Raw genomic sequence first — 19,885 nt, 5'->3', positions numbered from 1 at the left:
CCCCCATAAAAAGTGCAGGGTTAAGCATTTAAAAGGGAGCACGGGATGATAATAGAAATAACGATCATCTTCCGTGTTAATAAATCGATTACACGGAGTGAAAAAAGAAAAAATGGATAAAAATATATCTAGTGTCTTTGACTATAATGGTGATTATTATAAAGAAATTGGTGATTTTCTACGGGAAAACTATTTGAATTATGGCTATACTCAAGGGACAAAACAGGAAGTCGACTTTTTAGTTGAAATACTGGAGGTTTCGAGAAAAGCTAGTATTCTGGATATTGGTTGTGGTCCGGGGCGCCATTGCTTAGAATTCGCCCGTCGGGGATACAATACAGTTGGAGTTGATATTTCTTCAGGATTTATCAATTATGCGAATAAAGTTGCAACAGAACAAAATTTAAATTCAAAGTTTTTTGTTGCGGATGCTCGTGATTTACACTTCAATCAGCAATTTGAAGGAGCTATATGTCTTTGTGAAGGTGCTTTCGGATTAGCCGGTAATGAAGAAAATCATCGTAAAATACTCAAGGGTGTTTATAATGCGTTAACTCCGAATGGGATTTTCGTATTAACTGTTATTAATGCATTGAGTGCTGCTAGAAATCTAACTGATAACTGTGAATTTGATACGTATACTTGTACTAAAATTGATAAGGAAAAACTAATTAGTCCTGAAGGTGAAACGAAAGAGGTCCCAGTTTACACAACAGCTTTTACTTTCCGCGAATTAAAATATTTATTGGAAAGTGAAGGGTTTGAGGTAGATGCTGCATACGGTTGTTCAGCAGGGAATTTCAGCAAAAAGCCTTTAACAATCAATGATATAGAGATAATGATAATAGCACATCGGAAATAATGCGAAACTTACCGAGGTGTTAGCTCCGTAATCCCCACTTCGAACTCTTTGGAGGCTCATAGTCTTCGAAGTGGGGCATACAGACGATTGTATCAAAGTATGAGGATTTCTCATTTCGTTTTTTTTATAAAAAGGCTCTTTTCTGAAATATTGTTGTTTTAAATGATTGGTATATTTATCACCTAAATTTCCCAATAAAAAAGGATATATTAAATATAGAATGAATAACATACAGTAGAGTTTTAATTTCGAGAGGAGTGATGTGGTATGAAGAATATCCATGTTGCAGTTTTTTTAAGAAAGGTTACGAAATAATCGTAGAGGATAATTCCTCTGCGAAGTAAAAATTGGGAGGAATTCCATATAGCAATTGTATTAAAGCCAGTGTCTATTGAGAATTGGTATGAATGTCCCCAACTTAACGTTAAGCCAGAGCAGCTTAGTGTCTTTCCTGCGCCTGTGGTTTATTGGATTGCAGAATCAAAATATATTGATGATTTTGGATTGCGTGCTATTTACTCAGAAGAAGTCCTCGTCGGATTTCTCGTATTTTGTACGAATCCAGACAAGGATGATAACTATTGGATTCCTGCCATAATGATTGATGAAAAGCATCAAGGCAAAGGTTATGGTAAGGCAGCAATGAAAGCTTTGATTCAGCTTATGAGTATTTCACATTGTAAGAGAATAATGATTGGACATCGACCAGACAATCAAATTGCGGGAAAGTTGTATGAATCTTTAGGCTTTAAAAAAGTTAGTGAAGAAGTAATAGATGGTGAAATAATACGTCTACTTCAAACTGTTTAACAAATTGCGTTGACTGTCGGCAACTGTCGGCAGTCTTTATTTGTGATAGTAAGAATTAATTGTTGTAAATTTTGGCTTCTGACATGATGCTAAGAGCATAGACTTGTAAGCCACCCTTTCTCCGATATGTTTATTCAATTCCAAAAAACGAAACCAAAATAAGTAGTTATCCAAATATCGAGTTGCGACACCATTAAATCGTTCCATCCAAGCCTTAAGACGCTTATGATAAGAATTCACATGTTTGATATGATAAATGCCTTTTTTAACATATAAGCCCTTACGAGCATTTGTTACTTTGTAATTGATGCCTATTTGGTTCGCAAAAGCTTTACAATTAGTTGCGGAATCAGTACATGCAAAGCATCGTTCATTTGAGTAGAAGTAAACCGTCCACAACCTGCCAATTTTGAAACAATGCCATCGCTTCGGTCATTAGCTACGACAATACACATCTGCTCATTGCTGATACCTTGTTTTTTTGCTGAACCACTACGTTTTCGAGATTTACGATTTTCGATCCCGCCTTTTTTACCTTTTTCGCTTTCCAAGACATAGGTTTCATCACTTTCTACAATTCCTTGAAGTAGTTGATGACCAATAGAACGGATAGCATTCAGTATTTTATGTCTCCAATAGAAAGTTGTAGATATATGAATTTCTAATTCCAGTGCGATTTTGGGCAAGGATTTACCCTTCCCTTCGATCATCATTTCAAAATAGGAGAGCCATTTATGAGGATAGTGTGTACCAGAGATTGGACTTCCGCTCAGGTTGAAGGTTTTTCTACAATCTTTGCCCAAATAGCGCTGACGCGACCGATATTTCCCGTTTCTCTTCAAACTCAACCTGCCACAATGAATACAAGCTAATCTTTTGCTGAAACGAACTTCACGAATACCTTCAATCATACTTATGAGATTGTTGTTGGGTTCTGGGTATAGCGCTTCTTTTATAGCATCATACAATGGGCATATCATAAAATTTTTCATAAAGTGCTGTCCACTCCAGGGAAATCAACTCCCACTATATATTGTTACTATTATTATAACAATTTTTGGATGATTTCTCTTCAATAGCAACAATATTCTAGAAAAAAGCCTTATAAAAGGCTTTTGTAATTAAAGACTTTTTAAACTTGAAACGACTAAATTTCCGAAACTTTGAATATCTTTTATATGGTCAAAATCTTTATTTCCATATGGATATAAGCTATTGTACATCCTGACAGCGACTGCATTTAATTTAGGAATAACGGTGCAAGAACAACCCGACGCTCCTAAGATTTGGTACGATCCCTCTGGTAAATCTGAACCTAATTCATCAAATTCACAGGAGACTGCGCTATCTTTTATCCACCAAAGAAAACCAAACTTTGGAAGTTGCTTGGGTAAAGTTTTAGGACTTTGAATGGATGTAGCAAGATCAAAAACTTCTTCCGCCAAAATTTGCCTTCCATCACTTAGCCCTTTGTTTAAATGCAAATTCCCCCACAAAGCTAAATCTCTAGCACTTACGTATAAATTTCTTTCATCTCCAATATTTGAGCCAATTCTTAATACTGGATAGCTGTCGGGTGAATTTATATCGCAGACTAAATTACTTTTACCTTCAGTAATCCATTCCGTATTTGTCCAATTTAAAGGTTTAAACACTCGATCTGTCAGTATTTCATTAACTGTTTTACCAGTAGCTTTGTGCAATATTTCTGCTAATAAATCTGGTCTTTTTCCCTCAATATTAGTTCCTAACACAAACTCACGTTGCATGTTATCATTTTTAATTGTTAAACCCGTACAACGTGTCAATAGATGCCTAATAGTTGTTTCTCCAAGTATTTTTTTATCAAGTTTATCAAAATAGTCGCCTACTTTATCTTCAAGATGTAAGTAGCCTTCGTACATAGCTATCGCCACTGCTAAGCCAACATAAGTAACTCTTGTCGAATAAACATTAAACTGTGAAGAATAGTTTACATTTTTTGCTCCTTTTTCAAAATGATGAGTGCCTGAATACCATTCGTGGACAATCCTATTATCTTTCATAATTATCAATGCAGACCCCGATGCGTATATGTCTTGTTTTACTTTCTCGGTATAGGCTGTTATATTTTTAAAAATATCTTTGTTTTGAACTAGCTCCATCGCTTATCGTCCCTTTCTTTATCCGAAAAACCTATAGTATAACTTCGTGAAATACTCAAAATGACCTTCAATATTATTTACTAAATGCTCGTATACTCGTAATATTCGGTTGATATATTAAGACAATCATATTAAAATAGAATTAAAATTAAATTTCGGTAATGATATTAAATTAATAAAATTATAATTCGTTCCTGAAGGGGGATGTGCATGACCTACATAATTGGCATTGATGCAGGCGGGACAAAAACAAGCGCGGTAATTTTGGATAAACAAAAGAATATTGTGTATACAATAGAAACAGGCTTTGGCAATCCACAAGTTGAATATGAGCGGGCCTCCACCCATATATGGGAAGCTGTTTCTGCTTGTCTGCAAAGTGAATTTGGGCACAAATGTAAGCAGATTGTAGCAGGTATTGCAGGAATTGAAGCGAAGCATCATCGTGCTAATCTTGAAAAGTTTTTTAAAAAAAGAACGGCATTACCGGTCATTCTTGTCAACGATGCTATTTTGGCCTACCATGCCATGTTAGGAGAGGAAGATGGCATCTTAACAATTGCAGGTACTGGTTCAATTTCTTATGGACGGAACAGAGACAAGGAAGGCTATACGGGTGGGTGGGGACATCTTCTTGGTGATGGTGGAAGCGCCTATAACGTCGTTATTCAAGCCTTACACAGGATAACCTTGGAGGTGGATCAAGGATTGTCACATTCATCATTATCACAGACATTATTGCAGGAGATTGGCGTACAAAAGGCGGAAGGGATAAAAGAATTCATCTATCAGGCCGCGAAAGGAGACATCGCCGCATTGGCCTTGCCAATTTTTAATCAAGCGGTGAATGGAGACAATGAGGCTAAACAATATTTTTATCAGGCTGGCCAGCAATTGGCAGAACAAACTGCGTATTTGTATAAACGATTAGCATTAAGCCGCCCATTAAAAATAGCTTGTAAAGGCTCATTACTAGAAAAAAATCACTATGTACAAACCGAATTTAAGGCCGGTCTTTCAACAATTGTAGGGGATATAGAGTGGATCAGAAATGAGAGCCCCTCTGCTACTGGTGCCGTGTCAGTTGCTTCTAAATACGGAGATGAGAGGAAGTGAAATATGGTGACTCGATTAGCTGTAGGATTAATGTCAGGCACATCCATTGATGGGATTGATGCCGCGCTTGTAGAAATCAATGGCTCAGGACATGAAACTGAAATTGAATTACTGGATTTTATTACGATGTCTTATTCTGACAAAGATAGGGAGGATATTTTTCGCTGTATGGATCTCGAACATTCAGATGTTGCGTTAGTTTGCCATTTGAATTTTAGGCTAGGCTATTTATTCGCACAAGCTGTAAAAGAAGTCTGTACTCAAGCGGATGTTTCATTAACAGAAATAAATTTTATTGCTTCACATGGTCAGACTGTTTATCATCTTCCTCATAAAGATGGGGCTTATGAGCGATCGACATTGCAAATTGGCGAGCCAGCAGTGATCGCTTATGAAACAGGAGTAACGGTGATCTCCAATTTTCGCTCCATGGATATGGCAGCAGGTGGAGAAGGAGCCCCGCTTGTTCCCTATACGGATTATCTTCTATATCAAAGTGATCAAAAGGGAGTTGCCTTACAAAATATTGGTGGGATAGGAAATGTGACGGCCATTCCAAAAGGAGGAGGGGTGGAAGATTTATTAGCATTTGATACAGGTCCTGGGAACATGGTTATTGATCAGATTTGCCAAATTGTAAAGGCTCAACCATTTGACGAAGGAGGAAAGTGGGCTGCTTCTGGCCAAGTAGATCATTCACTTGTGAATACTTGGATGGAGATGGATTTCTTTATGAAGACACCTCCTAAGTCGACAGGACGGGAGCTATTTGGACACACCTTTGTTGAAAAAATAATTCAAGAACACCAGCAGATGGAAGCAAATGATCTGATTGCAACGGCAACCTATTTTACAGCCAAATCGATTGCAGCTGCTTATCAAAAATTTATTCTTCCACAGTTTGCCATTAATGAAATGATTGTTGGCGGTGGAGGCAGTTTCAATAAAACTTTGCTTGCTTTTCTTCAGGGGCTTTTACCAGGAATCGCCATTCGTACCCAGGAAGAGATTGGCTTTTCATCAGTAGCAAAAGAAGCAATTGCTTTTGCTATTCTTGGCAATGAAACGCTGAATCGTCAGCCTGCAAATGTACCTAAAGCCACAGGGGCTTCTCAATCTGTTGTTCTAGGCTCCATCACTTGGGGGTAAATGAGAGAATTGAAATAAATATACATTATATATAAAAATATATTGAATTATGATTTCATTAATGATATCGTAAGATTCATAGAATTCAATCGATTGAACGGAACTAGTCGATCTTTAGTCGCAATAAGGTTACAACATTAAGCATTACAGGAAGGCATTAACAACCTGATGACATAGGAGAGGCGTGTTGAAATGGAAATAAAGCTTTCGGAATTAATAACAGAACAGGTAAATGAAAATTCAAAAGATATTGACCAAATGTCTACTTTGCAAATGATACAACTTATGAATGATGAAGACAGGAAAATCATTACAGCAATCCAATCTGTAATGCCTGCAATCGCTGAAGCCACAGATCAGATTTACAATGCCTTGCAAAACGATGGGCGACTGTTCTATATAGGAGCAGGTAGTAGTGGAAGGTTGGGAGTTTTGGATGCAGCAGAGTGTCCGCCAACGTTTTATACCCAACCAGAAATGGTGCAAGGTATTATCGCGGGCGGCAATCAGGCAATGTTTGTAGCGGTTGAGGGAGCAGAAGATGATCTAGAAGGAGGAGCGCGAGATTTAAAGCAAAAAGGTCTAACTTCTAAGGATATTGTAGTGGGCATTGCAGCAAGTGGCAGGACGCCTTATGTTATTGGCGCTCTCGAATATGCTCGATCTATTGGTGCCAAGACAATCGGCCTTACTTGTAACCATGGTGCACCCATCGGCGCAATAGCTGACTATTCTATCGAAGTCATTGTCGGTCCTGAAGTATTGACAGGTTCCACAAGATTGAAAGCCGCTACTGCCCATAAAATGGTCTTGAATATGTTCACCACCATTTCCATGATTAAAATGGGAAAAGCTTATGAGAACCTAATGATTGATGTTCAGCCAACAAACAGTAAATTAGTGGATAGAGCCAGGACGATCTTGATGACTATTACTGGGAAACCGTTTGAGGAAGCGAAAAAGGCTTTGGAAGAAACAAATTTAAAAGTGAAACCAGCCATTGTCATGCTAGAGGCCGACGTTTCTAGTGAAGAAGCATTTCAATATATTGAGAAAGCAAATGGTTTTGTCAGGGAGGCGATTCAACTTGCTAAACGAAAACAAGCATTATGATAGAAATGACTTATTAAGAGAAAAGGTGATCGATTTTCTCGAAGGAGAAATTGAAAGTGAACATATCCCGGGGGCTGCGGTGTATATTGCAAAAGAAGGTCAAATGCTGGTCCAGGAAAGAGTAGGTGCAAGAACCTTACATCCTTCTCCAAAACCGGTGGAAGAGGCAACGATTTATGATCTTGCTTCTTTAACAAAGATTTTGACAACGCTTCCATTAATGTTGAAACTTTTAGAAGAAGGAGCATTTCATTTACATGATCGGGTCTCACGTTTCATCCCCAACTTCGAAAAAAGGGGAAAGGAGGATGTCACGATTCAACATTTATTGACACATACCTCTGGATTACCAGCCCATCGCCCCTTTTATTTAGAATCACTTGATCCTAGAGGAGTGATCGAACGAATCTGTAACGAAAGCTTAGTTGAAGAAACTGGAAAAAAAGTTATTTATAGTGATTTAGGATTTATTTTACTATCGGGAATTACTGAAACCATCACAGAACAATCATTTGTAAGTTTTGCCGAGCAATCGTTATTTCACCCGTTAGAAATGCACGAAACGGGTTTTAATCTGCCCTTTGAAAAAGAGAGATTTGCGGCGACTGAGTATTCAGATAAATGTGGGGATTATAAATATGGGGTTGTCCATGATGAGAATGCAGAAGCGATGGGAGGAGTGAGTGGTCATGCCGGCCTATTCTCTACTCTCAATGATTTGATTAAATGGGCTACGATGATTGAAAACGATGGTGTATACAAGAAAAAGAGAATCATAACAAGTTCTGTCTTACGTTTAGCGAGGAAGAATTTTACCCCATTTGATCTGGAAGCGAGAGGGCTTGGATGGCAAATACAGAGTGCAGGAACATTAGCCAGTGGCGACCTCTTATCCGACTATTCCTATGGACATACAGGCTATACTGGAACGAGTATTTGGTTTGACCCTGAAATAAAGCTAACAGTCATTTTATTAACAAATCGAGTCCATGCGAAAAATAAAAACGGAATTCTCCGGCTTAGACCAAGGCTGCATAATTTAATTGTATCCCATTTAGACAAGGAATTCGCTTAAGGTATGAGAGCATTATCGACTACTAAGCTTGGTTTAAATCTTATTTAAACAATAGAATCATTCAATATTTGAGGAGGGAAGTACATGTTTCGAAAGAAGTGGTGGGGGTTAGGGCTCGTTTTTCTACTTTTCGGCCTACTTATGGCTTGTAGCAACAAGGAAAGCGGGACGGGAGAAAAAGATAATGGGAAAGGTGATGAGCAAGCTCAGGCGCAGGAACCAGAAGAGGTGACGCTGACATTTGCTTATGGTTGGGGAGAAGATGCTTTTATTGAGCATTATAAGGACCCGGTAGAAAAGGCTTTGCCCCATATTAAGTTGGAGTGGGTAGATGCGAATGTTGGGCTTGTGGAACAAGTGGAGGAATTGCTGGCAAAAGGCACTGTCCCTGATATGTGGGTTGGTTCAGGTGCAGCGCAATTAAGGATTATGCAGAAATATGAGATGGATTATCCACTCGATGAATTATTTGCAAGTCATGACTATGATTGGGGACGGATAGATCCGAAAATTGAACAATTTGTTCGAAATCAAGTACAGGATAAACAAATGTATATGATTCCTCTCTATCAAGGGGCTGACAGTCTCTATTACAATAAAGATATTTTTGATTTATTTGGAGTGAACTATCCGACAGACAATATGACATGGGATGAGGTACGGGAACTAGCAGCAAAGGTTACGGGAGAAAAAAATGGAAAAATGTACCGTGGTTTTGATATTAATTCACCACAAATGATGCTAGACCAACGACAGGTGACCCATGTTGATCCGGAAACAAATGAAGTGTTGTTTTTAGAAGAACCGATTTACGCTGAATATGTAAAGTACTTGGAAAGTTTGTGGTCCATTCCAGATATATTACCTGAAGAAGATCCTGGTGATTATTTATATCAATGGGGAGCGAATTTCTTCGGTGATCATGATGTGGCAATGACGATTGCTTGGGATCGTTTTCCAAATGCGAAAGCTTATGAAGAACAAGGGTTAAATTGGGATATGGTGACAATGCCAGTTTGGGAGGATCAACCAACTATTATTACACCTCCTGATGCCTATTACGTCTTCCCTTCTGAAACAACGGAACATCAAGAGGCTGTCTATGAAGTGTTAGAGTATTTCTTGTCTGATGATTACCAAGAGTGGGCATCACGAAACCTAGGACGGACAACAGTGTTAGACAATCCGGATATTCAAGCAACACTTGCTTCTGAAATCGAAGGATTAGAGGATAAAAACTTGGAATCGATCTTTATTATGGATCGAAATCCTGGTCTTCCAGTAGAGGAAATAAGTCCATACGCTGGTTTAGACTATAATGCTTTGTATCGCGGTGTGCAAGATTTTGCTTCATTGGATACAGATGTTAACACCTTTTTAAGAGAAATGACAGAAAAAACGGAGGAAAATATTAGAAAAGCAATGGAGACTGAATAAATCTATGATTTCCCCCGAATTGCGATCAATTTGCAAGCGGGGGATCCATTTTTAAACTAAACGAGGGATCAGATAGATTTAAGAAACCAAGCTTAATTAAGGCAAGGAGGAATAAGGAATTGAAATTGGGCGTTGAAGTACTCTTAACAGATGAACGAAAGCGGCTGGAGGGAAAACGGATTGGCTTAGTGACTAATCCAACTGGTGTTGATCAACAGCTTCGATCAACAATTGACCGTTTGCATGAGGAATTTGAATTAAGAGCACTATTTGCTCCTGAGCATGGCATACGGGGAGATGAAGATGAAGGGAAGCCGATTGATACGTTTATTGATGAGCGGACTGGTCTCTCTGTATATAGTTTATACGGAAAGGAGAGAAAGCCATCATCCGAAATCCTCAACGAACTTGATATTATGGTTCTAGATCTGCAAGATATTGGGTCGCGATATTATACGTATATCTATACAATGGCTCATGTGATGGAAGCATGTGGAGAAGCCGGCATTCCCATGCTTGTTTTGGATCGCCCCAACCCGATTGGAGGCAAGCAGGTAGAAGGAAATTACCTCAATTTAAAGGGATCTTCGACGTTTGTCGATCAATTTCGAATTCCCAATCGCCATGGACTAACAATTGGAGAACTTGCGCTTCTTTTTGCACATGAGTGTGGTCTAATATGTGATGTTGAAGTAGTGCCCATGGAGGGGTGGAAGCGAGATATGTATTTTGATGATACAGGTCGTATTTGGGTTCCACCATCTCCAAACACAACAGGCCAAAATATGTGTTTGTTATACCCAGGGACATGTTTGATCGAGGGGTTAAATCTGTCAGAGGGAAGAGGAACGGCATTTCCATTCGAATACATTGGTGCTCCTTTTCTAGATGCAGCACAATTAGCGAACGAATTTAATGCTCGTTCATTACCAGGAGTGATTGCCCGCCCAACGACATTTATCCCTGCCAAACAGAAGCATGCTGGGAAATTATGTTCAGGTGTGCAATTACATGTGATCGATCGGCATATTTTTGAACCTCTTCACGCCGGACTTGTCCTGATTGAGCAAATTGTGAAGCTAGCTTCAAAGGATGTGCAATTTTTACAAAATGTAAACAGGTATGCACTCGATAATCTATCCCGGACAGATCAAGTACGGAAACATGTGCTAAATGAAAGCGTTCATAGCCTTTGGGGAGAATTTCAGCAGGAAGCAGAAGCGTTTCAAAAACTAAGTACCCGTTATCATTTGTATTCCTAAGTGATTTTCCATCGAATTAACTCGTAGTCAGACCCCCACTTCTAGAATTGTAAGTGGGGGATGAAAGCTCCTCTATTGAAGTTACACCTTCTTTTGCTGATTTTCAGTTGAGGAAACTAGAGGGAACGTTAATTTTAATATCCAAAGCCTATTCAACAATCCTCTTTTTATTCTCACTATCTCCCTTACTTTTCATGCATATCCACTCCCCTATTTGGCAAAGCGACTCCTTCTCTAAAATTATTAACGAAACCGAAACATACATTCGATATTTTAATTTGTGTTTTCTAAAGCTGTCGGAAGAATCAAGTGTTGCAAATTTTTATTGAACAAATGTTCCGAATAATGATATATAAAAACATTTAAATATATTAAATCATAAAATTATATTTCAATTCCTTCCTAATTATGCTATTCTTTAATCAAAGTTGTAATGGACTAGCACAGTTAGTTCCTTTTTGTTTCTTTATGTAAGCGTGTAATCGCCTGAAATAAGAAGGAGATGATTTCTAAATTTTATCGGCGATAGGCTATTTGGAGAATAGGTGTTAGTTAGCTTGTTATTTAAATATGAAGTTAGTCTTTACAGTATCAAGGAGGTTTCTCATGAAAACCAAAATCTTTTTATTTGGATGGGTCGTTTTGCTGGTGTTGCTAGCTTCATGCAGCAACAACGTTGAAAAGGACAATGGGGGAGTGGATGAAGAAGCGCTCAAAAATGTGAACGAAACAGGTTTTCCAATTGTGGAGGAACCGATCACTTTAAAAATGTTTACAGGTAAATCTGCGCAAAATGCTAACTCAGATTGGAATGATATTTTAATTTGGAACAAGTATTCCGAAATGACCAATATTGAGCTTAATTGGGAACAACAGATTCAAACCGATTCTCTGGAAGAAAAGCGTAATCTTGCACTAGCCGGAGGTAATTTGCCGGATGTATTCTTCCTTTCCTCCATGCCGACATTGGATCTTTATAAATATGGAAAACAAGGGACTTTTGTAAAACTGAATGATTTAATTGATCAATATGCCCCAAATCTGAACAAGCTTATGGAAGAGAATCCTGAAATTAAAAAAGGGATCACATTCCCTGACGGCAATATCTACTCGCTTCCATCCTTGGTTTCACCAGACTTTTTATCTGTTCGTGTCGCAAGCAGACCTTGGTTTAGCAAAGAGGTCCTTAATGCCGTAGGAATGGAGATTCCGGAAACGACAGATGAATTCTATCAATTCTTAAAAGCTGCTAAAGAAAAAACTGATAAAGTTCCTTACGGTGGAACAAGTATGGACGAATTGGTTGGGTGGCTAGAAGGCTCATTTGGAGTAGCGAATAGAGGAGTTAGAAATGAAAATATTGATGTAGACCCAAATGATCCCGATAAAGTCAGGTTTTACACGACATCTGATGATTACAAAGCGTTGCTTGAATATATGCATACATTGTACAGCGAAAAATTGATCGAACAAAATATCTATTCTATCGAATGGGGGCAATATTTGGGGAATGCAGCAGAGAAGAAATATGCTAGCACGGTATTCTACGATCCTGTAGAACTTTTCGGCAAGGAAGTTGGCAGTGATTACGACAGTGCATCGGCCTTAAAAGGTCCTGATGGAAATCAGTTGTTTACTAAAGTGGCACCAATGGTCTCCAGTATTGGAAGTTTTGTTATTACTAAAGAAAATCCAAATCCTGCCGCTACTGTGAGATGGATGGATTATTTCTACAGTGATGAAGGAGCAAGACTTTATTATATGGGAGTAGAAGATGAAACGTACGAAAAAACAGCGGATGGCAAGTATGAATACGTCGATGAAATAAAAAATCCAGCTGAAGGTTTAACGATGGAACAAGAAATTGCTAAACACCTCACCTGGTTGGGCGGTGTACAAGGGATCATTAAGGAAGATTACTTTCAAGGATCAGAGAACGCACCAGCCTCCATTGAAGCAGCCAAGAAAATTGAACCATATGTTGCAGACGAAATCTGGCCAGCATTTTTGTATACCGAGGAAGAAAATAAATTTCTAGCATCTACCGGAACAGATATTAGCAAATATGTTAAGGAAATGACGGACAAATTTATCTCTGGTGATGAACCACTTTCAAAATGGGATGAGTATGTCAAAACGATTGAAACCATGGGGCTGGATAAATATATGGAGATTCAACAAGCAGCCTATGATCGATATAAGAAAGAATAATGTAGTCCTTATTCAAATGTAAAAAAGGTAATCCAAAGAGGGGCATTCTCGGATAAAGCGAGATTACCTTAATAGGTGCTTTCGGGCTGTTGCACCTAAAGCATGAATATAAAAAGAAAGGAGTTGTCAATAATCAGATGAATCAACAGCACCGTTTGCATGGAAATGACATGACAGCTATAGGTCCAAATCAAAAGAAAAGCGGGTTAAAGCGAAGAAAAATTAAAAGAAATTGGCAATTGTACGTTTTATTAGCTCCAGCTTTAGTATATTTCCTTGTTTTTAAGTATTATCCGATGTATGGATTGCAAATAGCTTTTAAAAAATTTGTCGCATCAAAAGGGATCTTAGGTAGTGAATGGATTGGATTGGAGCATTTTACGAGGTTTTTCCAGTCACATTATTTTTGGGATCTTATTAAGAACACATTAGGTATTAGTCTATACCAATTATTGTTATTTCCAATTTCGATCATTGTCGCCTTATCTTTAAATGAACTTCGAGATGGTAGATTTAAAAAAATAGCACAAACGGTTACGTATGCACCACATTTCATCTCAGTCGTCGTTTTTGTTGGCATGATTATTGCCTTTCTCAACCCGATTACTGGAATTGTAAACAATATTATCCAGTTTCTCGGATTTGCACCGATTAATTTTATGACAGAACCATCATGGTTTAAAACCATTTTCGTCTTTTCTAATGAATGGCAAAATCTTGGGTGGGGAGCAATCATTTATTTGGCAGCGCTCGCAGGCGTGGATACTGAACTACATGAAGCAGCGAAGGTAGATGGTGCGTCTAGGCTGCAACGAATATGGCATATTAATATTCCGTGGATTTTACCAACGATTATTATTCTACTAATTTTAAATATGGGTAACTTTATGTCCGTTGGTTTTGAAAAAATCCTATTAATGCAAAATCCACTAAATCTGGAATCTTCCCAAGTGATTCAAACCTATGTGTATGAAGCGGGTTTGTTAAACGGACAGTATAGTTATTCAACAGCAGTTGGTTTATTCAATTCAGTCATTAATTTTGCTATTCTTATAACCTTTAATAGGCTGGCGAGAAGAACGGGGACAAGCCTATGGTAAAGGAGCATCGATATGGAAATTAAACAGGCAAAGACGGATCGGATTTTTGATATTTGTAATAAAATCCTAGTTTGGTTTTTCATTATCATTATAATGTATCCGCTTATATACATTGTAAGTGCCTCTATTAGTGATCCTTCTTTTGTAAACTCAGGACAAATGTGGTTATGGCCAAAAGGGATTACTTTTGAAGGCTTTCAGCGAGTGTTTCAAAATACCGACATTTGGATCGGGTATCGCAACACCATTTTCTATACATTGCTAGGTACCTTTATTAATTTAGCTGTTACATTACCTGCAGCATATGCACTTTCTAGACAAGAATTGATTGGAAAAAAGGTCATCATGGCATTGTTTGTGTTTACGATGTTTTTTGAAGGCGGATTGATTCCTACTTACTTACTTGTTAGAGATTTAAGCATGGTCAACACGATTTGGGCGTTAGTCATTCCAAGTGCAGCCGCGATGTGGAATATTATCGTTACTATGACTTTCTTTAAGATGACAATTCCAAAAGGATTGGAAGAAGCGGCTGAAATGGATGGGGCTTCCCAATTCAGAACATTTTTTCAAATTGTTTTACCATTATCAGCACCAATTATTGCTGTAATGGCACTATTTTATGGGGTGGGGCATTGGAATCAGTATTTTGGTGCAATGATCTACCTTTCTGATGAAAAGTTATTTCCATTGCAATTATTTTTAAGGAAGATTTTGATTCAACAACAAATGACAGCAGATATGATGATGCAAAGTGGGAGTGCAGAAGCCTTAAGTGAGCATGCAAGGATTGCAGATATTATTAAATACGCTGTCATGATTGTATCAGCTGCTCCATTATTAATCGTGTATCCTTTCCTACAACGTTTTTTCTTGAAAGGTGTTCTAATAGGTTCCATAAAAGGATAGCGAAGGAGGTGATCGGGAGCATTTCAAAACGCGAAACTGTCATCAGTGTGGGGGTTACGGAGGATAAATTATTACGGGGGGAATTTGGATGAAGAAAAAGGCATTATTTTGTCTGACGGTACTTTTAATTAGTATGGTCTTCATAGTAGGGTGTGCTAAAAATGAAACAAAAAAGGATGCGGATAACGATGAAAATTTCAATGAAACAGGTTATCCCATTGTTAAGGAACCTATCGCACTAACGATGATGGGACAAAGTTCACCTGTTCAACCTGACTGGAAAGACATGGGTTTCTTTAAAGAAATGAATGAAATGACGAATATTGATTTTGAATTTAAAACCTCGCCTGTAGATGATTATAAGCAAAAGAAGCAGTTGGCCTTTGCTAGTATGGAACTACCAGATGTATTTTATGGAGCGGAGCTGACTTCAGCGGAAGAAGTGAGTTATGGAACTCAAGAAATGTTAATTCCGTTAGAGGATTTGATTGATCAATACGCCCCAAACTTAAAAAAGGTAATGGAGGAGCATCCAGATATTAAGCCATCGATTACGGCTCCTGATGGACATATTTATGCGTTGCCTGGATTGGACACAACAACCCAATCGAAAACTCCGATTATGTGGATGAATCAACCATGGATGGAGAAGATTGGCGCAAAAACTCCAGAGACAGTCGATGATTTATATAAGCTGTTAAAGGATCTTAAAGAAAAAGATCCTGGGGATGTAGGAGAAGTTATTCCATTAACGGCCAACTCGCCAGAAGATCTGCGGGTTGGAATTCTTCCTAACTTTGCTGTTATCCAAACAGATGGGATTTTTCAAAAAGATGGAAAGGTCGATTATGCATTTACACAAGAAGGGTTTAAAGAATATATAAGCTTTATGAATAAGCTGTATAACGAAAAATTATTAGATAATGATATGTTTTCCCATACGTGGGAGCAATTTGTCGCAAAAGGCCCTAAGGTGGGCATCTACTCGACATGGCCGATTGTGATGCTGGGATTTGAGGATCCTTCGGAAGCATTAAAGTATCCGCCATTACCCCCTTTGACAAGTGCAGTCAATGATAAAAAGCTTACGATTGAAATGCCGGAGGTTCGCAGGGGAAGAGCAGCGATTACAAGTGAGAACAAATATCCTGAGGCTACAATGCGCTGGTTGGATTATGCATACTCAGAGGAAGGTTCCATTCTTTCAAGACTTGGGATTGAGGGCGAATCTTATGAATGGAATGAGGATAAAACAAAATGGACGTTATTATCAAGGGACGGTTTAAGTACAACGGAAACAAACTCTCAATATGCTCCTGGGGTAGGAACAAATGTCCCAATGGTGTTAAGCGAAGAAATCTTTGGCAAGGAAGACAATCCAACGATTCACGAAATTAATAAAAATCTAGCAAATGAACTTTTGCCTCATGCTGAAATGCCATATCCGCTCGTATATTTTACGGAAGACGAGCAGGACAGGATCAATACCTTAAAACCAGATATTGATACGTATTTTGAACAGATGGAGGCAAAATTCATTACAGGTGCAGAATCGATTGAAACGGGTTGGGATAAATATATCGAGACACTTGAGGGACTAGGCATCGAAGAGTATGTAGAAATTCATCAAGATGCATATGATCGGTGGGCAGAAGAGAAATAAGGACCACCTAATTATGTTCTATGGGACTGACAAGGAGGAAATGAACAATGTTTTCATATCGGCATTATCAATCAGGTGATGAAAAGCAAATTGTAAGATTATGGAATGAATGTTTATGGAAAGATCCTATTACCTCTAAACGTTTTCGCAATCTTGTACTGTTGGATGCAAATTTTGATCCAAAAGGAATGTTGCTAGCATTTGAGAATGAGCAATTAATTGGATGCGTATATGCTGTAAGGAGATTACTGCCAATGTTTGGTACTGATTTGGAAGCAGATAATGGCTGGATCCCATTCTTTTTTGTAGATAAGGATTTTCGTAGATCCAGTGTAGGGACAAAACTGATGGAAGAGGCTTTTACCTTTTTGAAAAGAAACGAGCGGAAAACTGTATTTTTCGCTTCTTATGCACCGAACTACATTATGCCTGGTATTGACGAAAAGGCTTACCCAGAAGCATATCAGTTTTTGCAAGCAGAAGGATTTTCAAAACTGTATTCCCCGGTTGCGATGGATCGTAATCTCGTTGATTTTAAACTATCAGAAAATGTCAAAGATCTTATTAAACAAAGAAAGGATGAAGGCTATACCTTTTTGCTTGCTGAAGATAAGGACTTGTATGAAGTCATTCAGTTTGCAAACCTGAAGTTCAATCCAGACTGGGGACGGGCAATCAGAGAAGGGATCTTGCAAGGTCTGCCAATGGAACATATTCTTGTTGCTAGAAATGGAGAAAAAGTAGTCGGATTTTGCATTTTTGGTGGGTATGAAGGTGTGCCAGATCGGTTTGGTCCATTTGGAGTAGACCCAGATGAACAAGGAAAAGGGCTTGGGAAAATACTCTTGAACCTGTGCTTAAAACAGATGAAAGCACAAAGCTTGCATGGTGCTTGGTTCCTTTGGACAGGAGAGAAAAGTGCTGCCGGTTATCTTTATAAAAAAACCGGATTCGAAATTACTCGTACCTTTCATGTTATGAAAAAGGATATTAATTAAACTTTCATTTTTAGGAGGAATCATTTATGAAACTAGCGTTAGTAGGAGCTCATTGTGGAGATGTAGAACTGCAGGCAGGTGCAATTGCCCATAAGTATGCAAAGGCGGGTCATGAAGTTACTTTTGTTCATTTAACAGCAGGAGAAAAGGGAAATCCACCTCATATTTCAGTTGAAGAATACCGTAAACAAAAAATAAAAGAATCTGAAGAGGTTGCAGAAATTCTTGGGGTGCAGACGATTACACTGGATTATAAGGATGCAGAGCTTACCTTTAATGACGAGATCGTGACACATGTGGCGACCTTGTTAAGAAAGATCAAACCGAATGTAGTGATTACCCATTGGGAAAATAGCATTCATTCCGATCATTCTCTTTGTTATAAAATTGTCCAAGCAGCACAATTAAAAGCTGGACTTCCCGGCTTTGACCTTGACGGATTAGCACCTCATTATTACGGAATTTATCATAGTGAGAATTGGGAAGATATGGAGGGATATGTACCTGATATCTATGTCGATGTTTCGGAGGAATTCGACACCTATTTAGAAGCGCTGACTCACTATTGGTTTGTTATGAATTCTTCCTCTTTCCGCTATCATGATTATTACAAAGCATTAGGAACAGTACGAGGGTGTGTAAATCGGACACAGTACGCGCAAACGCTAAAGTTTCCTGCTGGAGCTAACGTTCGAAAAGGTGGTAGCATCCCGGGATATGACCTTTAAGGCTAGGATTAAGTAAAAGAGGATGGTGTGAGAATGAAAATCGGCTTAGATTTATTTTTAGAAAAAGGTTATCAAGTTTTTAAAGGTAAGCGAATTGGTTTATTAACAAATTTAACGGGGGTAAATGAAAAACTTATTCCTGCCATTGACTTGTTTCATGACCACCAAGACATTCATTTGACGGCTTTGTATGGCCCAGAGCATGGAATTCGTGGAGATGCAAAAGAAGGGGAAGAAGTGGAATCTTCCATCGACCCTTACACGGGTCTACCTGTCTACAGTTTATACGGGGCATCGAAAAAGCCAAGTAAAGAGATGCTTGATCCTGTCGATGTCATTGTGTTTGATTTACAAGACATTGGATCAAGGTATTACACGTATATTTACTCAATGGCCTATGTAATGGAAGCATGTGCCGAATATGGTAAAGAATTTGTTGTTCTCGATCGCCCAAATCCTATTTCGGGTGTTTCCATCGAGGGAAATTTAGTTGAGGAAGATGTGCGCTCGTTTGTTGGACTTTATCCTATACCGAATCGTCATGGGCTAACAGTCGGTGAAATCGCACAATTTTATAAGCATGAAATGGGGATTGACTGTGAAGTAACTGTTATAGAAATGGAAGGATGGAAGAGGCAATTTTATTATGATGAAACTGACTTATTTTGGGTGCCGTCTTCACCAAATACAACTGGCCTTGATATGACCATTCTTTATCCTGGTACATGCTTAATTGAGGGAACCAATATATCGGAAGGAAGAGGCACAACAAAGCCGTTTGAATATATAGGCGCCCCTTATATTGACGGCTATCAATTGGCAAAAGCCTTCAATCAGAAACAACTTCCAGGTGTTTTAGCCCGTCCAGTTTCATATGTACCGAATGTACAAAAATATCAAGGCGAAGTTTGTGAAGGGGTACAAATGCATATCGTTGATCGTAAATCCCTATTCTCTTTGCAAGCAGGCTTAACGATTATAGAGCTGATTGCGGAAATGTATCCACATGATTTTCAATTCAGACATCAAAATGGTAAATATTTTTTCGATCTACTAGCTGGAACCAAAAAGCTGCGTGATATTATTATGCAGGGGCAAACAAAGGAGTTTCTAGAAGGGTGCCAAGTTCAAGTAGAACAGTTCCAAAAGCAAAGACAACCATATCTACTGTATAAATAAGAATCTTATCCCGGTCCAACCGTCCATAAGACCCCCCATTTCAAGACTAGGAGATTCCAAAGAAGTCTAAGTGGGGGATAACGGACGCTAACACCCCGATAAGTCTCGCTACCATCAGTGGGGATGAAG

At 38.5% G+C, this 19,885-nt stretch carries 16 protein-coding genes and 1 pseudogene; 15 read left to right on the top strand and 2 right to left on the bottom strand.

Annotation, left to right across the window (positions count from 1 at the left end):
- Positions 1 to 97: 97 nt before the first annotated feature.
- Entirely contained in the window at positions 98 to 862 is a 765-nt protein-coding gene (locus KI375_RS01705; protein ID WP_212971808.1) for a class I SAM-dependent methyltransferase, read from the top strand.
- 324 nt (positions 863 to 1,186) lie between these two features.
- Positions 1,187 to 1,672, top strand: a complete 486-nt coding sequence (locus KI375_RS01700) for a GNAT family N-acetyltransferase (protein ID WP_374706790.1) — start codon at positions 1,187 to 1,189, stop codon at positions 1,670 to 1,672.
- Positions 1,673 to 1,708: 36 nt separating this feature from the next.
- On the opposite strand, the pseudogene KI375_RS01695 reads toward KI375_RS01700, so the two are convergent.
- A pseudogene (locus KI375_RS01695) lies at positions 1,709 to 2,647 on the bottom strand (IS1595 family transposase).
- A gap of 146 nt (positions 2,648 to 2,793) precedes the next feature.
- On the bottom strand, positions 2,794 to 3,816 hold the full coding sequence (locus KI375_RS01690) for a serine hydrolase domain-containing protein (RefSeq protein WP_212971807.1): 1,023 nt from the start codon (positions 3,814 to 3,816) through the stop codon (positions 2,794 to 2,796).
- Between the two features lie 210 nt (positions 3,817 to 4,026).
- Between KI375_RS01690 and KI375_RS01685 the strand changes: the two genes are divergently transcribed.
- The 13 genes from KI375_RS01685 to KI375_RS01625 all read left to right on the top strand — a co-directional run bounded on the left by KI375_RS01685 (position 4,027) and on the right by KI375_RS01625 (position 19,756).
- A complete protein-coding gene (locus tag KI375_RS01685) occupies positions 4,027 to 4,932 on the top strand; it encodes a BadF/BadG/BcrA/BcrD ATPase family protein (RefSeq protein ID WP_212971806.1) in 906 nt (301 codons plus the stop codon).
- A gap of 3 nt (positions 4,933 to 4,935) precedes the next feature.
- Entirely contained in the window at positions 4,936 to 6,081 is a 1,146-nt protein-coding gene (gene anmK, locus KI375_RS01680; RefSeq protein WP_212971805.1) for an anhydro-N-acetylmuramic acid kinase AnmK, read from the top strand.
- A 192-nt stretch (positions 6,082 to 6,273) separates the two neighbouring features.
- Positions 6,274 to 7,194: an N-acetylmuramic acid 6-phosphate etherase gene (murQ, locus tag KI375_RS01675; protein ID WP_212971804.1), complete on the top strand. Its 921-nt coding sequence runs from the start codon at positions 6,274 to 6,276 to the stop codon at positions 7,192 to 7,194.
- A complete protein-coding gene (locus KI375_RS01670) occupies positions 7,169 to 8,269 on the top strand; it encodes a serine hydrolase domain-containing protein (protein WP_244852165.1) in 1,101 nt (366 codons plus the stop codon). Before murQ ends, KI375_RS01670 begins: the two co-directional genes overlap by 26 nt.
- An 84-nt stretch (positions 8,270 to 8,353) precedes the next feature.
- Positions 8,354 to 9,706: an ABC transporter substrate-binding protein gene (locus KI375_RS01665; protein ID WP_212971803.1), complete on the top strand. Its 1,353-nt coding sequence runs from the start codon at positions 8,354 to 8,356 to the stop codon at positions 9,704 to 9,706.
- 119 nt (positions 9,707 to 9,825) lie between these two features.
- Complete coding sequence (locus KI375_RS01660) at positions 9,826 to 10,968, top strand: exo-beta-N-acetylmuramidase NamZ family protein (RefSeq protein WP_212971802.1); 1,143 nt, start codon at positions 9,826 to 9,828, stop codon at positions 10,966 to 10,968.
- 606 nt (positions 10,969 to 11,574) lie between these two features.
- Positions 11,575 to 13,179, top strand: a complete 1,605-nt coding sequence (locus KI375_RS01655) for a type 2 periplasmic-binding domain-containing protein (protein ID WP_212971801.1) — start codon at positions 11,575 to 11,577, stop codon at positions 13,177 to 13,179.
- A 170-nt stretch (positions 13,180 to 13,349) separates the two neighbouring features.
- Complete coding sequence (locus KI375_RS01650) at positions 13,350 to 14,279, top strand: ABC transporter permease (RefSeq protein ID WP_212972002.1); 930 nt, start codon at positions 13,350 to 13,352, stop codon at positions 14,277 to 14,279.
- A 12-nt stretch (positions 14,280 to 14,291) separates the two neighbouring features.
- Positions 14,292 to 15,188, top strand: a complete 897-nt coding sequence (locus KI375_RS01645) for a carbohydrate ABC transporter permease (RefSeq protein ID WP_374706775.1) — start codon at positions 14,292 to 14,294, stop codon at positions 15,186 to 15,188.
- 88 nt (positions 15,189 to 15,276) lie between these two features.
- On the top strand, positions 15,277 to 16,851 hold the full coding sequence (locus tag KI375_RS01640; RefSeq protein ID WP_212971800.1) for an extracellular solute-binding protein: 1,575 nt from the start codon (positions 15,277 to 15,279) through the stop codon (positions 16,849 to 16,851).
- Positions 16,852 to 16,898: 47 nt separating this feature from the next.
- Positions 16,899 to 17,849 carry a GNAT family N-acetyltransferase gene (locus KI375_RS01635; protein ID WP_212971799.1) on the top strand — a complete coding sequence of 317 codons (951 nt, stop codon included), beginning with the start codon at positions 16,899 to 16,901 and terminating at the stop codon, positions 17,847 to 17,849.
- A 26-nt stretch (positions 17,850 to 17,875) separates the two neighbouring features.
- On the top strand, positions 17,876 to 18,577 hold the full coding sequence (locus KI375_RS01630) for a PIG-L deacetylase family protein (RefSeq protein ID WP_212971798.1): 702 nt from the start codon (positions 17,876 to 17,878) through the stop codon (positions 18,575 to 18,577).
- A gap of 33 nt (positions 18,578 to 18,610) precedes the next feature.
- Positions 18,611 to 19,756 carry an exo-beta-N-acetylmuramidase NamZ family protein gene (locus KI375_RS01625; protein WP_212971797.1) on the top strand — a complete coding sequence of 382 codons (1,146 nt, stop codon included), beginning with the start codon at positions 18,611 to 18,613 and terminating at the stop codon, positions 19,754 to 19,756.
- The last annotated feature ends 129 nt before the right edge of the window (positions 19,757 to 19,885 follow it).

It is taken from the genome of Bacillus sp. J14TS2 (assembly GCF_018333015.1).
In the GTDB taxonomy this organism is placed as follows: Bacteria; Bacillota; Bacilli; order Bacillales; family Bacillaceae_C; genus Lederbergia.
Note: the sequence above shows the minus strand (reverse complement) of the source record. Positions and strands in the feature narration are given on the sequence as shown.